The following is a 15,944-nucleotide window of genomic DNA, read 5'->3' as shown; positions in this document are numbered from 1 at the left end:
ATAATTGAATTGTGTTCGCTCCCACTTTTTTGACTGTTAATGGGTAGAGTCATTTATGAATAGACAAGCCGAGAGTCGTCAACCAATAGTTAGACCTCCCTCTCAAGCAGAAAAGTCCCTGGATCGCGGTTTTATTTTGCTAACTCGGATTTTTGCACTGGCGATCGCGGGCATTTTATTATGGATAGCACTTCAGGTTGCTATTGGAGCAGGACCAGCTTTACAGCAATTTGGCGCTGGCTTTTTAGCTAAAAGTGCTTGGAACCCAGTCAACAACGACTACGGAGTCCTTCCACAAGTTTATGGGACTTTAGTCAGTGCTTTAATTGGTCTACTAATAGCTGTACCAGTTGGTGTTGGCACTGCTGTTTTATTAAGCGAAAATTTACTACCAAAATCAGTACGCGTGGTATTAGTCTTTTTGGTAGAATTACTTGCAGCGATTCCTAGTGTTGTCTATGGAGTCTGGGGAATTTTTGTTTTGATTCCCTTAATCACTCCAGTAGGAAGATTGCTCAACACCTACCTTGGCTTTTTGCCAATTTTTAGTACCCCGCCTACAGGACCAGGTTTATTTCCTGCTGGTGTTATCCTGGCAATTATGACTTTACCAATTATCACCGCCATTTCCCGTGATGCACTGATTGCAGTACCATCAAGTCTGCGTCAAGCAGCTGTGGGGTTAGGTGCGACTCGGTGGGAAACGATTTTTAAAGTTATTATCCCAGCAGCCTTTTCTGGCATTGTCAGTGCTGTCATGCTTGCTCTAGGTCGGGCAATGGGAGAAACAATGGCTGTAACAATGTTGATTGGTAACTCTAACAACATTAGTGGTTCGCTGTTTGCTCCTTCCAATACCATCGCGTCTCTATTGGCAAACCAATTCTCAGAAGCAAGTGGTCTGCAAGTGAGCGCTTTGATGTACTCAGCTTTAGTTCTGTTTATTTTAACTCTGCTAGTTAACGTTTTTGCTGAGTTAATTGTTCTGCGAGTGAAACGACTGTAAAATTTTGGTATAGTTATGAGTTCTTCTTTTCCGAACCAGCGGTCAAATGGATCTACCGGTAGTAGTCTCGCTCGTTCTTCCATGTCCCCCCGAACGCTGTTTAGCACGGTGATGACAATCTTGGCATTTGTGTGTGGGATACTGGCATTACTACCATTGTTAGCGGTGCTTTCTTACGTTCTTATTCAAGGCTTCAGCAGTCTTAGTCCAAGCTTATTTACGGAATTGCCACCACCACCATTAGTACAAGGGGGTGGTTTTGCTAATGCAATTGTTGGTACACTTATAATGGTAGGCGTCGGAGCTCTTGTAAGTATTCCTATAGGAGTTTTAGCAGCAATCTATCTAACAGAGTTTAGTACTGCTAACGTAGCACGTGGGGTTCGCTTTGCAACTAATGTTCTCAGCGGAGTTCCATCAATTATCGCTGGAGTGTTTGCTTACGGGATTATTGTTGCTACTACACGTACATACTCAGCTATGGCTGGGGGAGTAGCGCTATCAATTCTGATGTTACCAATTATTGTCCGTACCACAGACGAAGCTTTACAATTGGTATCGAAAGATTTACGGCAAGCCTCTGTTGGCTTAGGCGCAACGAATTTTCAAACTGTGAGTCAGGTAGTTTTACCCGCAGCTTTACCTGCTGTTGTCACTGGTGCAACCTTGGCGATCGCACGCGCAGCAGGAGAAACAGCTCCTTTGTTATTCACCGCCTTATTTTCTCAGTTTTGGCCAACTAGCTTATTTGCACCAACGGCTTCTCTGGCTGTTTTGGTGTTTAACTTTGCTATTTCTCCTTTTAAAAATCAACAGTCTCTCGCTTGGGCAGCTGCTTTGATTCTGGTTTTGTTAGTTCTGCTTACCAGTATTATTGCTCGCTGGGCAACTAGTCGCAAAGCTTATTCAGCTTAAACAAATTGTGGAAGGATAACAAAAAAAAATTTATGACAACTGATATTAGGGATGCCAATCAAACCCAGGACGTTCTACGCACCGAGAACGTCAACATTTACTACGGTAATTTTTTGGCAGTACGGGATATTTGGCTAAATATTGCCAGAAATCGCGTAACAGCTTTTATTGGTCCCTCTGGATGTGGCAAAAGTACTCTGCTACGTTGCTACAACCGTCTTAATGACCTCATTGAATCATTCAGATTAGAGGGGCAAGTTCATTATAACAATGAGAATTTATATGCACCCCATGTTGATCCTGTAGAAGTTCGCCGCCGAATTGGCATGGTATTTCAAAAACCAAACCCATTTCCTAAATCAATTTATGACAATGTTGCTTTTGGGCCAAAGCTGAATGGCTTTAAAGGTAATATGGACGAGTTGGTAGAAAGAGCGCTTCAGCAAGCAGCTTTGTGGGATGAAGTTAAAGACAAACTACGCCAAAGTGGATTGTCCCTATCAGGTGGTCAACAACAGCGTCTGTGTATCGCTCGTGCGATCGCCACTCAGCCCGATGTTATTTTAATGGATGAACCCTGCTCCGCTCTCGACCCAATTTCTACCCTACGTGTTGAAGATTTGATACACGAACTTAAAGAACAGTACACAATTGTCATCGTTACCCATAATATGCAGCAAGCATCGCGGGTATCAGATATGACAGCATTTTTTAACGTTCAAGCTTCCGAAAAGGGAGGTCGCTCCGGCTACTTAGTTGAGTACGATCGCACAGAAAGAATTTTCCAAGATCCTCAACAGGAAGATACAAAGCAGTACGTGAGCGGAAAGTTCGGTTAATTTCGTATAAACAGATAAATTACGATACAGACGTAGGGGCGAACGGCGTACTCTCCGAGAAGCCGGAGGCTACGCCCTTCCTATCTCATGTATTTAAAAAAGAAATATCTAAGCGGGCGGCGGGAATCGAACCCGCATTAATAGCTTGGAAGGCTATAGTTTTACCACTAAACTACGCCCGCGAATTAACAACTTAAACAATATAACACGACTCTCAAAAAAAAGCAAGCTATCGACGTTGAATTTTTATGCGAACTACTAGTTCAGCAGATTTTGATTTCTGTCCATTGCTAGAAGCGGTAGTAAATTCAACATCTTTGAAAGTTTCCTCTACATATTTTTGGTATTCGCTTTTTTGTGCTTCTGGGATAAGTTTTAGATCATCAGGGTATACCATTGCTCTAATGACCCTACCAGTGTCGTTATTAATCAGCAGATAAGCTCGTATTTCTTTGGGCTGAGAATCGTTTCCTGGGTTGATTGAAGGTAAATTGAATATTTTTTCTCTAATAGGTGTTTTAGGTTGAGCTGGGTTGTCTGGTAAATCCTTCTTTAATCCACCAGGTTCGACTTCCCAAGTCGCGATCGCTATTCCTCCGCCTTTTTTGTTTAAGGATGTTTCCGCCCCAATTTTAACTGCTCCCCCTGGTTGTTTAGGAAGCTCAGTTGATAGCTCCTGTTGTGTATCCATTGAAGGTGAGGGATTTGGCGAGGAATCAGCAGTGGGTGTTGGATCTATATCATTAAGTGGTGCAGAAGACTGTTGTTGAGTTAATGGTAAGTCTTGTTGTTCTGTATCAACGGGAGTCTCTGGAGGGGAAGTTGGCTCTGGGTTTTTATGAACAGGAATAGTTCTCGCTTGTTTAATAACTTGCTTCTTTTTGGGGGTTTTTGGGGTTTTTGGCGATTGTAAAGTTGCCGGAGTCTCCGACTCAGGAGTACTTTGAAAAGCTGCGAGATCTCGGTTATATATAGATTTGCTCTTCGGGGGTAATGTTTTTTGTGCAACAGTAGTTTTTTTGGCGATTGCTGGAGTCTTAGGTTGAGGAGAGTCAAAAAACGGCACTTGTTTGGGATTACTCAGCGCGATCGCACCCGTATCTTTAAAATTTTGAGGAGATTTTGCTGCAGAATTCTTGAGAGTAGCTTTTTTTGGCAAAGCAGCCGACACAGGCTTTCGAGTTACACGTTGCCGATGTGATTTTTGTTGTGTTCTTGCTTTTGCTGGCGATGAAGGGGAAGTCTCAAAAAATTCAATTGGAACAGCAGAAGAGTTTTGCGGCTGTTTACCAAAACTAGATAAGTTTATCGCTGATAACACGGCTAAGTGGAGAGCGATCGAGCTTGTTATTACAAAAACCCATAAAGTAGGTGAATCTGTCTTTTCCCTCCATGTTCGAGTTGGAATTGAAGTTTGATAATCAATCATCTACGGACTCTGGGGTAACAGCAAAGGTAAGAACTGTTTCATCGACTCCTTTAAGTTCTAAGGGACTCCGTTTAATAATTTCAGATTCTGGCAAATAATCTGCGACTACTGCTGAGACCAGTATAGTACCGGGTTGGGCAGCTTGTTGTAATCTAGCTGCAATATTTACACTAGGACCAATAGCTGTATAATCAGCTCGTTGAGCACTACCGAACATTCCTACAACAGCAGTACCTTGGTGAATACCACACCTAAACTGTACGCTGGTGCGTCCATCGCTGCCAAAAATTCCCTTTTCTTTCCAGCGTTGGTTTAATTTATTGAGCGATTTTAGCATTGCTCTAGCTGTGCGAATGGCACGGCGGACTTGTTCATTAGGCGTCAGTTCTTCCGGTGCACCAAATAAAGCTAAGATTGCATCCCCCATGAACTTATCCACCGTACCGCCATTATCAAATACGGCTCGTGACATTTCTTCTAAATATTCATTTAGTAATTCTGACACACGTCGAGACCTAAGAGTATTTGCTAGTTGAGTAAAACCAACGATGTCACTAAATAATACAGTAATTAAGTGCGGGACAGGTTGTAAATCCAACACCAAATCCCCTGCTGCTGCTTTTTGAACCAAAGCCGGGGGTAAAAAACGCTTAAGTACTGACTCTGTTAGATAATTGTTCAACTCCACAACTCGTCGTTCATTTTCCTTCAGAGCTAAGAGATTCCGTACTTCAGCCAGAAGTTCCCGATCATTAAACGGCTTAGCTAAATAAGCATCTGCCCCACGTTCTGTTCCTTCAATGCGGGTTTCTTCATCAACTTTTGCTGTTAGTAAGATGATTGGTATTCCTTTTAAAATCTCCTCGTGGCGGATTGAGCGGATCATCTCCAAGCCTGAGACTATAGGCATCATTAAGTCACTGACAATCAAGCTGGGTACAATTTTCTTAGCTACGTCGAAGCCCTCAGATCCATTGCAAGCTGTTTGTACACGGTAACCGTTAGCACGCAAAATTCCAGATACATAAACCCGTAGATCTGGGTTATCGTCTACCACCAAGATAGTGGATGAAGTGGAAGGCTCACATAAGAATATTTCCTCGTTAATTTCCTGCTCTTGGGGTTCTACGAGTTCTAAATCAGCTAATTCAACGGTAGCCCGATTTATATTTATCTCACTAGATTCTTCCTTGATTTGCTCTGCAGGTAGATGGCTATTTCCAGGGAGGAGAAAAACTGTAAAGGTAGTACCGTTACCGTAAGCAGATTCTACCGTAACTCTACCGCCGTGCAGTTCGACTAACTCTTTTACTAGAGCTAAACCCAAACCGCTACCTTCGTAAGATCGGTTCTCTGATCCTTCGGCTTGACGGAATCGATCAAATAGGTAAGGAATTTGTTCTTGAACAATGCCAATTCCGCTGTCTTGTATTTGAACAATACAATGGGCACCAGATGGTTGGACTTTGACGCTAATACTACCACCCTCGGGAGTGAATTTCATAGCATTTGACAACAGGTTGTAAACCACCTTGTCAAATTTTTCCATGTCCAAATATACAGCCGGACATTCAATCATGTGGGTAAGCAGATTCAGCTTCTTTCTTTCGCTGTACGGGCGAAAGGACTCTACAATCTGGCTAACAAATTCTACTAAATCGCATAAGTAGAAACTAGGCTGCATTCTACCAGCATCTAAGCGTTGCAAATCTAGTAGTTGATTGACGAGCCGCAGCAGACGACGGGAATTGCGTAAAGCAATCATCGACTGGAAGTAAGACAAGCCCTCCTTTGAGGCTACTGCTGACTCTAATGGACCTTGAATTAAGGTTATAGGAGTACGAAACTCATGGGAAATATTTTGGAAAAATTCTGTTTTTTGTTTATCTAACTCGAGCAGGCGTTCCGCTTGTTCACGGGTTTTTTGGTACAGGTGAGATTGCTGCACTGCGATCGCAGCTTGATCTGCTACTGCTTTAGCCAATTCTATTTCCGATGGCAGCCATTGACGTATGCTAGTTGCTTGACTTAGGGTAATACTACCAATGATTTTCCCATCCGTTACTAAAGGAACGACCATCAGCGATCGCACTGGATTATTTAAAGGTAAATCAAATCCATTAATTTCTATAGAAGCAGAGCTTATATCAGTAATTGCTACCGGCTGCTGTGTTTTTAATATTTCTTCTAATATAGAGTTTCCCTGAATCAGTCCTAAAGATTGGGGTAGAGTGATACTAAAAGAGGGAAAGACAGCGTTATTTACGGTTTCTTTATTTTCAGAATTATACAAGCCAACACATTGGACAAACTCATCTTCATCTTTCCATAAAGATAGAACACAGCCATCGACTTGTAGCGCCTGTCCTAATTGTTGGGTTATAGCAGCAAATATATTTTGAGGATCTAAACTCGAGCGGATAGCACTAGTAATTGTATTAATTAAAGCTTCTCGCTTAGCAAGAGCTTGTACTTGCTCATAAGCACGGGCTTGAGACAGAGCCAACGACGCCTGATCTGCTACCATCATCACCAGTTGCACGTCATCTTCTTCCCAAAGACGTGATTGGTTACACTGGTGTAAAGCCAGGATAGCCATTAGTTCTTGCCTACTAATGAGTGGTACTACTAAGCTTGAACGGATATTAACTGCGGCAAAAGCAGCAGAGCGATCATTCATCTCAGAAGTACGAGTATCCTGTGTTACATCATTAATCACTTCGACTTCCCGAGTTTCCCACATCGTTTGCGCTAGTAGGGACGACAAGGGAACATCTCTAGTGGCTTTACTATCGTTTTCGTCTCCTGGTACAACAATCTTCTGATAAATAAATCCTTCATCTACCAAGCGATCGTCTTGAAAGGGGCGCAAAAGACAAACATCAACCTCCAGCATATGACCAACAGTATCCACTATTGTTTGGAGAATTAATCGATAGTCTAAAGCGCTACGAATGGTATTGGTAATAGTGTTTAGCAGCGATTCTTGACGAAGCGTGCGGGTTAGTTCGCGAGTACGAGCCTTAAGGACGTTGTGGGTATCCAACGCTTGGCGTACTACTGTTTTTAAGTCCTCAGCTTCCCATGGTTTGGTGACATATTTAAACACCTTACCAGCGTTGATGGCTTCCACTAGATCTTCAACATCAGTGTAACCAGTCAACATAATCCGGATAATATCTGGATATTGCGTTGCTGTTAGGCTTAAAAATTCTGTACCACTCATCATTGGCATCCGCTGGTCGGAGATGATGATTGATATATCTTGCTCTTTTGCTAGCAAATCTAGTGCATCTGGACCAGAAGTTGCTTTCAACACCTTATAATCGCGATAAAAGGTTCGATATAGCAAGTCGAGATTGTCGAGTTCGTCATCGACAACCAAAATTTTAGGCTTACTGTTTGCTTGGGATTTCATGCACCGCTTTTGTGCTGCAATGGCAGTTGGATAAAGAATAATCTGATCAGGGAAAGATTTTCTCTTGTCAGTTAAGAGCAGAGCATTTCGGGTGATTAAGATGTTTGTCTATACCATCCGTGAATGCAAGAGCGTTTACCCCGAGACACTTAACCTCGATAGGTTGTCATGTGTACCATCTGCTCTAGCGCACCCCAATAAGGTTCATGATAAGTTGTAGTGTTACAGAAAAGATGCGTGGTTGCCAAATCTTGGTTCACCTCCACTAAGAAACTTCTACTTAATTTTTACAGCACTTAAGGCTGGCAAAACATCCGGTTGGGTGGATCTGCATATTAAGTTTTCCCATTACAGCACTGGTGCTAACACTGGTAGATAAATTTTATTTATCGTAGTCATGGTAGAGTGAGGAATAACATAATAATTCAAATTTATGGAGAAAGTATACTATTAGACAATTAACTATTTCCAATTTAGCAATTAAAAAATTCAGCTTGCAATCAGTTCACTATCCAGCTATCGGCTTATCAATCCGAGAAAGTTCGTGCACTTTTCCAGATCCGTTTCGGAATTATCAATTTCTTGGAACAAAGTTTTTGTCATTTAACACACTTAATTCAATAGCCGATTGTGTTTATCTAACAACATCACCTAACCTAGTAACCCTTAAAGAAGAAACTAGTGCGGTGGTGAAGGAGGGCTGTTTAGCGACTGCTGAAAGGGTTTCCTGGCATATAGACGCCCAGAGGGCGGCTTCATGCGTATAGCACCTGGTGAAACCAGCGCTGTAGGAGGATCCTCCCTCTGTAGGCGACTGGCGGTCTTCAACGCGATAGCGCCGCAGGAGCGTCACCTGTACCCCTGCGCTTAAGCAAGCTACGGTTGGCGCAGCCTCTCCAATGACTTCAGTTTGAATAGTAGTTTTATTCTTGCGAACTGTTAGTATCCAATCAAAAAACAGCAATTAAGCACCTAAAAAGCGGTTACTACAAGCCTAGGTGAGTGAATGTAACAGAACTCCCAAAAATAAATTATTTTATTAACTTTTCAACACCACTCTTCAAATTCGTCTCTCATAACCCTAAAAGGGATATCTATCCCCGTCCCATAAAATTCGATAGAAAACTCCCTAAGTTCTGAACCTGAGTTGACTGATGACCTTTTATATTAAATTGGTAAGCAAATTCAACAAAGGTATACATACATGGTTAAATATGAACACATTCCCCTACTCCTTTGACTTTCCCAGGAGTTTTCAACTCAAACCTCTCTCAGCAACAGTCCTCCAAAATTGCTCTATTAACTGCTATATGCTTAGCATAAGCGAACCTTAAAGTCGCTATCTCGATACGATTTAGTATCTTTTTTGACAGCTAGCACTGTTCAAACATATCTCAGAAAATTTTTTGTTGTATAAAATCAACACTAAGCTAACCTTGATACCCTGGTATTTTCCCCCTTCTCACCAAGAGTCAGTCGCAGATGCTGTTAATCAGGCTTCTTGCCAATTCCAAATGCGTCCGGCTACATCTGCTGACTTAATTGGTGTTGCTCAAATTATTGCTGAAAGCTTTCACTCCCAAAATGGTATATGGGCATGGACTTTTCCTTTAATACGTCTAGGTATTTACGAAGATTTAAAACACCGTTTCGCCTTACCTGCACCTCACCAGGTATGTTTAGTTGCCGTCGATACTACAAGTCATGAAGGAGATAATTTAGTTGGAACTGTAGAACTAGGTGTACGTTTTAGTGATACTTGGACACAGGGTGGGAAAACTTTTCCTTACTTGTCTAATCTAGCTGTTCATCCGAAGTATCGTAGGCAGGGTGCTGCTTCAGAGTTGCTTGCAGCTTGTGAAAAAGTTGCTCTTTCGTGGGGATTCCATGACTTATACCTCCATGTTTTGGAAGATAACCATCAAGCACGGGAGCTTTATTTTAAGTTGGGCTATCAGGTGCATTTTGTCGAATCTCACTGGAATATTTTCCTTTTAAAACGCTCGCGTCAAATATTCCTACATAAGCGTATACGCTGTGATTGAACTAGGGGTTATTTTCTAATTTGAAAGAGCCGATATTGTGGCAAGCTAGTTTAATTAAACTTCATAATTACTAGGAAAACTACGGATATAAAGGGTTTTTAAAGGAAAAAATAACCGGATAATCAATTGTCATTTCGGAACAAAAAGATAATTAGGAGAAGAATTGAAGTGTTTGTCTCTTATAGTTTTGTAAAGATATCTTTATGAAGTTTTATTAAAGAAAGTTTCTATTTGCTAATATTGAAACGAAATTTCTCTTTTTAAGAAAAAAATTTAATTAAGGTCTAATTTCAGTCATTTTAAAGCATAAATTTTAGAAATTTATTTTAATCTTTAAATTTTGAAATTCAAATCAGCATTCAGTAGAATTACGTTAATTGATATATCAATCCCTTACAATAACTTTGCATTACAGATCTTGATCTTTATAAAAACTTTAAGAAAAACACCTATATATTAGAAGACAAATGAAATGAAATTTCATACAATATGATTACTTAATTAGTTACTCTCTATGCTTATTTATCTTTACGATTAAGTTAAACAAAGCTAGAGTTATTGGCTTGATAATCAGAGAAAATCTAAAAGTTGATTTCACAGCAAATTCTCAACTCCAGTGCAAACTAGTTCCCAATCCATCAAAAGTCTTACAAAACATGGATAGCGAAAAGCTCGGACGCTATCAAACTGCGATGATCTCAACTTGCTACCCTGAAACCAGTTTTTTTGACTATTTTGTCATGCCAGATACAACTGGGCGTCCTTGTTGCTCGGACCTCCTGACAACACTGCTCAGTGGAGAAGTTTTTATAGTTAACAGTCGTAGACGGAATGGGTTAATACTGTTTAAGCATTACCATGCAGAGTTTGCTGGACCAGGAGCGGCGGTAGGCGGTGATTACGATAAAAATTGTATAGGGGTTTTACCTATAGGGAACCTCTCGCTATTAACTCCTGAATCTCATGAGGAGCGTCAGAAAGCCTATTTAATTAGACGACAGTGGATTAGGTTGATTAAACAAATCACGGAAAATCCAGTACCCAGACAACGAGTTCAAAAAATTCTCGATCAATTTGAACAGTACTTTCCGCCAGAAATAGTAGCTAAGCTACCAGATGAAGCATTTGCTCTTCTAGTCGGTGTTCTACCCCAAACAGTAGGTTTAGTCCGTCGCCTAGGTGATGAGCTAGATGGTAGATTTGATTATTAGGTTTAAAGTTTTAATTCTCCATTGCGGTAGTATTGATCGAAATGATTTAATGTCCGTAAATTTTCGTCAATCGTTCCTACAGTAATTCTTAATCCTCCACTTGTTTCTCGTACTAGAGTGCCAGAACTTTTGAGTTGTTGGTGAAGAATTTTTAGGGTAGCGTCTTTATCATTACTAGCTTTTGGTTTGAGTCGCAAGAAAATAAAGTTAGCAGCGCTTGGTGTGATTTCAACTCCTGGATTTTGAGATAAAGCCTGGGTCAGTTTTTCCCGTTCAGCTAGCGTTTCGGGAATTGACTCCAATAAAAGTTTACGGTTTTGCAGAGCAACTAACGCTCCAGAAATAGAGAAGGTAGGCAGATTGTATGGTAAGCGGACTTTCTCTAAAATAGCGATTAATTCAGGATGAGCAACGCAATATCCAACACGTAATGCAGCCAACCGGAAAGCTTTAGAAAATGTGCGTAGCAATACCCAGTTACTAGCTAGCGGTAATTCACTTACCAAGGTAGTCTGACTAAATTCAAAGTAAGCTTCATCGATGACTACTAAAATGTCTGATGGAAGTCCTTTTAACCATGCTAACTCCGCCTCAGTTAAAAGGTTACCTGTTGGGGAATTGGGATGAACTACAAAAACAGCACGAATGGGGGGATTTTGAGTTTGTTCTATAGCTAATTGTGCTGCTTGCAAATCAATTTCAAAATTATTTTCATTTCTACCCACCGTCACTACTGGAATGCCAAGAGTTTGCGCGATGATTGCGTACATGGAAAAAGTGGGTTGAGCTACTAGAACAGAACCTTCTCCTAGGCAGCTAGCAATTAATAGCGAACGAATAAGCTCATCTGAACCATTACCTACAGAAATATTGGCGGCAGTGACTAGAGATTCTGAGTTTTGAGCAGATTCATTAACATACTCAGCGATCGCATTCTTAAGTGCTTCATGTCCACCATCAGGATAACGGTTTGTTTCAATGACATCCTGATACATCCAGGCTAATTTTTGTTTTAGCTGAAGTGGTAAGTCATAGGGGCTTTCATTTGTATCTAAGCGATCAAGCTGGGTAGATGACGCAACTGGTTCGCTGGAAGTACTACTAGGGTGAGGTTTGTAGGCAGTAAATTTAATTAAGTCTTTGCGGATAAATGGAAACATAAATATTAAGAAGGAGTCAGTAGTCAGAATGCAGGAGTCAGAATCAGTTGGATGGTAGTGCGCGACTCCGGTCCATTATTGTAGACATTGTATAGACAAGGACATTTAAACTCCCATTATCACCTGCCAGATGTACAGAATTCAGACTTATATTCTGACTCCTGACTCCTGACTCCTGAATTCTATTCGATAAATTATACAACCTTAAGGTATCTGGCAAAACAAGCAAGTTTCCTGCCAGATTACAGGTAATACATTAGACAATGCGTGATCGCTTTCAAGTTCTATCAACTTCACCCAAGAACGTGACTTGGCGAAATCTTGACTAGCTTGAATAGGAATAACTTGATCTTCTCGTCCGTGTATGATCAATGTAGGAATAGGACGCTGTAACACGTTTTCTATGTAACGACCAGCATCCGTCACGAAATCATAACAAAGGGGAAGATATTTTCCCTCCCCGTAGTGATAAACCATCAACGATTTTTCTTGTTCCCAACTAACTAACTGTTCATTTCCTAACTTACCCATCCAGTGACCAAGAAACCCGAAAGCGGGTGCTAGCAAGACAAGGCGTTCTACTTGCGGGTATTGCTGTCCTAAGTGAGCAGCTATTAAACCTCCTAAACTAGAGCCGATGAGGGTAACTGGGGTAGCGTCATCACCAATTTGTGATGCAATTTGAGTTATCTGGCGGGTAATTGTTAAGTGAAAAAAATCCCCTGCATTCAAATCGGGAATTTTTATCTTTTTATGAATTTCTGCAAAGCGATCGCTTAAATACTGAGCTTTAGCAGAATTCGGACTGGATGCAAAGCCGTGTAAGTATATGTACTGCAAGGGATTAACAACTTTTCTTAACGCATAGTTACAAATTCTTCTGCTGCTGAGGGATGGATACCAACAGTCGAGTCAAAGTCTTTTTTAGTAGCACCCATTTTCACCGCGATCGCCACACCTTGCATAATTTCAGCTGCGTTTTCTCCAACCATGTGAGCACCTAGTACTTTATCGGTGTTGGTATCTACAACCAACTTCATCATGGTTTTTTCTTGCTCACCTGTCAGGTTATGGAATAAGGGACGAAAACGAGAGCGATAGATTTTTACTCGATCATCACCAAGAGTGCTTCTAGCTTCAGCTTCTGTCAACCCAACCGTAGAGGCTTCAGGATTAGAAAATATAGCTGTGGGTACATCACTGTGACTAAAAATCCGGCGGTTGTTACCAAATTCGCTGTCCGCAAAAGCACGACCTTCGCCTATTGCTACAGGAGTTAAGTTCATTCTATCAGTGACATCACCTACAGCAAAAATACTTTCCTGAGATGTTTGACTATATTCGTTAACAGCGATCGCGTTCATAGTGCCGTATCCGTGACCTTCCATAGAACTAGCGACAACCTCTACTCCTGCGTTTTCCAGACCCAATCCTTGTACATCAGGAATTCGACCAGTTGCCATAAGGATCACATCGGCGGTTACTGATTCTTCTTGTTCTCCAGACAACGTTAGCTTCAAACCTTCAGGTACAGGTTCAATGGCTTTCATTTCCGAATTGGGGATGAGCCGAATGCCATGATTGATCATCGCTTCCTGGACTCCAGAGCTAATATCTTCATCAAAGCCTTTCAAAATCACCTCTTTACGAAGAATTTGTGTGACTTCACTACCCAAGCCATGCATGATACCAGCAAACTCAGTCCCGATATAACCAGCACCAATAATGATAATGTGCTTTGGCTGAGTTTTTAGGTTAAACATTTCGTTAGAGGTAATAGCATATTCATTACCGGGAATATCTGGTTTGGCAGGGCGTCCCCCAACAGCAATTAAAATTTTCTCTGCTGTCACTTTGCGTCCATCAACCTCTACGGTATGGGAGTCAAATATTGTGGCGCGGCTCTTTATGAGTTCAACCCCTGCTTTTTCTAAGAAGGTTATATGCAATTGCGACAGTCGCCTAACTTCTTTATCTATAGCTGTTATAAGATATTCCCAGTCTAATTGAGTGTCACCAACTTTCCAGCCATAGCCCGCCGCGTTACGAAACAACGCAGGAAAGTCAGAGCCATAGACCATAAGTTTTTTGGGAATACAGCCACGAATCACACAAGTACCACCGACTAAGTCTTGTTCCGCGATCGCTACTTTTGCTCCGTAGCTAGCCGCGCGTTTAGAAGCTGCTAAACCCCCAGAACCAGCACCAATAACAAACAGGTCGTAATCATAGCTCATAACTCAGGTGTTCCTTGTGAAAGAAATTTTGAAGAAGAAGTCAGAAGTCAGAATTCAGGAGTCAGAATAAAGGCTGAATCCTGAATCCTGAACGCCAGATGCTTTATGCCGGGAAACCCTAGTTGAGTACTGGCTCCTCCTGAATTCTTCTTTTCAAAGGCTATTCAAGCAAGACTGACCAATCTGTTATTGACAATCAATGAGATAAAACTCCTCAGCCGTTGTCGGATGGATCCCAATTGTTTGATCTAGGTCTTGCTTGGTGATACCCTTGCGGATAGCGACAGTCAAAGTTTGAATGATATCTGCTGCATGTTCACCAACCATATGAGCGCCTAAGACGCGCTCGGATTCGCCCTCAACTACTAACTTGATCGTAGCTTGCTCTCCATCTTTCGTCAGTTGCGAAAAAAGTGGTTGAAAGCGATCTCGGTAACATTTAACAGAGTCACCAAATTTTTCCCGCGCTTTTGCTTCTGTTAGTCCCACACTTGCTGCTTCTGGACGTGCAAAAACAGCACTTGGAACATAATCATAATTCAATTTTTGTGGTTTTTTGCCAAATACTCTATTGGCAAAAGCAACACCTTCTGACCTAGCAACTGGGGTCAATGGCAAGCGATTGGTACAATCACCAACTGCAAAAATATTTTCCTGAGTTGTGCAGTTGTACTCATCTACTTTGATTGCGCCTTTTTCGCCTAGTTCAACTCCTGCGTTTTCCAAACCCAGATCTTTGGTGTTTGGCGCACGACCTGTAGCAACAAGGATGGTATCTGCTGTTACTATTTGCTGGGAGCTACCAGCAAGAGTTAACAAGAAAGACTCTTCTGCGTATTTGATTTGTTTCGCATTACTGTTGCCAATAAAGCGGATCGAGCGTTTGGTTAAACCTTCTTGAACACCGCGACGGAGATCCTCATCAAACCCTGATAGAACCATTTCATCTTGCTCAATAATTGTGACCTGACAACCGAAAGCCTTCATCATACTGGAGAATTCTACACCAACATAGCCACCCCCAATAATTGCCAACCGTTTGGGCAGATACGGTAAATGAAACATTTCACGAGAGGTTATAGAGTACTCTATGCCTGGGATTTTTGGCTGGATAGGTTGTGCACCTACAGCAATTAAAATCTTGTCGGCTGTTACTTTGTTTTCGTTAACCTTAATAGTGTGAGGATCACTAAAAGTTGCTTGACCCCGAATGAGTTCAATTCCAGCTTTTTGCAACTGCTCATCAGATGAGCGGTGAATACTTTCGATATGCTGATGCACTGACTTGATGAATTTCGTCCAGTCAAACGTAGTTTGAGAATCACTCCACCCGTAGCTATACGCCATTTGATTTTGTAAGGCGACATCAGCTGCGTGGACAATAAGTTTTTTGGGAACGCATCCGCGATTTACACAAGTACCCCCAAGGGCTTCTTTTTCGGCAATAGCAACACGTGCACCGTAGCTAGCTGCTTTTTTGGCTGCTGCTAGCCCTCCAGGACCAGCACCGATGACAAACAGGTCATAATCAAATGTCATGGCTTTTGGGAAGAATGAAGAGCGAAGGATAATATTCTTCTATTCTCGCTGTTTCCCGTGACACCAGCATCTATCTAGACTTTAATTTTTTATATCGGATTGGGGATTGGGAATTGGGTACTGGGTTTAATTCTTCCCCTGCTCC

At 41.6% G+C, this 15,944-nt stretch carries 12 protein-coding genes and 1 tRNA gene; 5 read left to right on the top strand and 8 right to left on the bottom strand.

The annotated features are described in order from the left end of the window. Positions 1–55 precede the first annotated feature (55 nt). From pstC to pstB, 3 genes are read left to right on the top strand one after another with little or no spacing between them, the layout of a single operon-like run. Positions 56–1,006 (top strand): phosphate ABC transporter permease subunit PstC, encoded by a 951-nt coding sequence (gene pstC, locus G4P69_RS22360; protein ID WP_208339909.1) that lies wholly within the window; start codon positions 56–58, stop codon positions 1,004–1,006. Positions 1,007–1,021: 15 nt separating this feature from the next. Beyond that, positions 1,022–1,921, top strand: a complete 900-nt coding sequence (gene pstA / locus G4P69_RS22355; RefSeq protein WP_208339908.1) for a phosphate ABC transporter permease PstA — start codon at positions 1,022–1,024, stop codon at positions 1,919–1,921. Between the two features lie 32 nt (positions 1,922–1,953). Then, positions 1,954–2,760, top strand: a complete 807-nt coding sequence (gene pstB, locus G4P69_RS22350; protein WP_208339907.1) for a phosphate ABC transporter ATP-binding protein PstB — start codon at positions 1,954–1,956, stop codon at positions 2,758–2,760. A 111-nt stretch (positions 2,761–2,871) separates the two neighbouring features. Here pstB and G4P69_RS22345 read toward each other — a convergent pair. The 4 genes from G4P69_RS22345 to G4P69_RS22330 all read right to left on the bottom strand — a co-directional run bounded on the left by G4P69_RS22345 (position 2,872) and on the right by G4P69_RS22330 (position 8,571). After that, positions 2,872–2,942, bottom strand: a tRNA-Gly gene (locus tag G4P69_RS22345). A gap of 47 nt (positions 2,943–2,989) precedes the next feature. Next, entirely contained in the window at positions 2,990–4,189 is a 1,200-nt protein-coding gene (locus tag G4P69_RS22340; protein WP_208339906.1) for a hypothetical protein, read from the bottom strand. Then, on the bottom strand, positions 4,182–7,607 hold the full coding sequence (locus tag G4P69_RS22335; RefSeq protein WP_208339905.1) for a response regulator: 3,426 nt from the start codon (positions 7,605–7,607) through the stop codon (positions 4,182–4,184). Before G4P69_RS22335 ends, G4P69_RS22340 begins: the two co-directional genes overlap by 8 nt. A 634-nt stretch (positions 7,608–8,241) precedes the next feature. Next, a complete protein-coding gene (locus tag G4P69_RS22330) occupies positions 8,242–8,571 on the bottom strand; it encodes a hypothetical protein (protein WP_208339904.1) in 330 nt (109 codons plus the stop codon). A gap of 442 nt (positions 8,572–9,013) precedes the next feature. On the opposite strand from G4P69_RS22330, the gene G4P69_RS22325 reads away from it, so the two are divergent. Further along, a complete protein-coding gene (locus G4P69_RS22325) occupies positions 9,014–9,652 on the top strand; it encodes a GNAT family N-acetyltransferase (RefSeq protein ID WP_243902195.1) in 639 nt (212 codons plus the stop codon). A gap of 656 nt (positions 9,653–10,308) precedes the next feature. Then, a complete protein-coding gene (locus tag G4P69_RS22320; protein ID WP_208339903.1) occupies positions 10,309–10,863 on the top strand; it encodes a hypothetical protein in 555 nt (184 codons plus the stop codon). Positions 10,864–10,865: 2 nt separating this feature from the next. Here G4P69_RS22320 and G4P69_RS22315 read toward each other — a convergent pair whose 3' ends face one another. The 4 genes from G4P69_RS22315 to gorA form a co-directional block, all read right to left on the bottom strand. After that, a complete protein-coding gene (locus G4P69_RS22315) occupies positions 10,866–12,023 on the bottom strand; it encodes a histidinol-phosphate transaminase (protein ID WP_208339902.1) in 1,158 nt (385 codons plus the stop codon). A 204-nt stretch (positions 12,024–12,227) separates the two neighbouring features. Further along, positions 12,228–12,863 (bottom strand): YqiA/YcfP family alpha/beta fold hydrolase, encoded by a 636-nt coding sequence (locus G4P69_RS22310; protein WP_208339901.1) that lies wholly within the window; start codon positions 12,861–12,863, stop codon positions 12,228–12,230. Between the two features lie 17 nt (positions 12,864–12,880). Then, positions 12,881–14,260: a glutathione-disulfide reductase gene (gene gor / locus G4P69_RS22305; RefSeq protein ID WP_208339900.1), complete on the bottom strand. Its 1,380-nt coding sequence runs from the start codon at positions 14,258–14,260 to the stop codon at positions 12,881–12,883. Positions 14,261–14,446: 186 nt separating this feature from the next. Continuing rightward, positions 14,447–15,799, bottom strand: coding sequence for a glutathione-disulfide reductase (gene gorA, locus G4P69_RS22300; RefSeq protein ID WP_208339899.1), 1,353 nt, complete (start codon positions 15,797–15,799; stop codon positions 14,447–14,449). Positions 15,800–15,944: the final 145 nt, after the last annotated feature.

The organism is Aetokthonos hydrillicola CCALA 1050 (assembly GCF_017591665.1).
GTDB classification, from domain to species: domain Bacteria; phylum Cyanobacteriota; class Cyanobacteriia; order Cyanobacteriales; family Nostocaceae; genus Aetokthonos; species Aetokthonos hydrillicola.
Note: the sequence above shows the minus strand (reverse complement) of the source record. Positions and strands in the feature narration are given on the sequence as shown.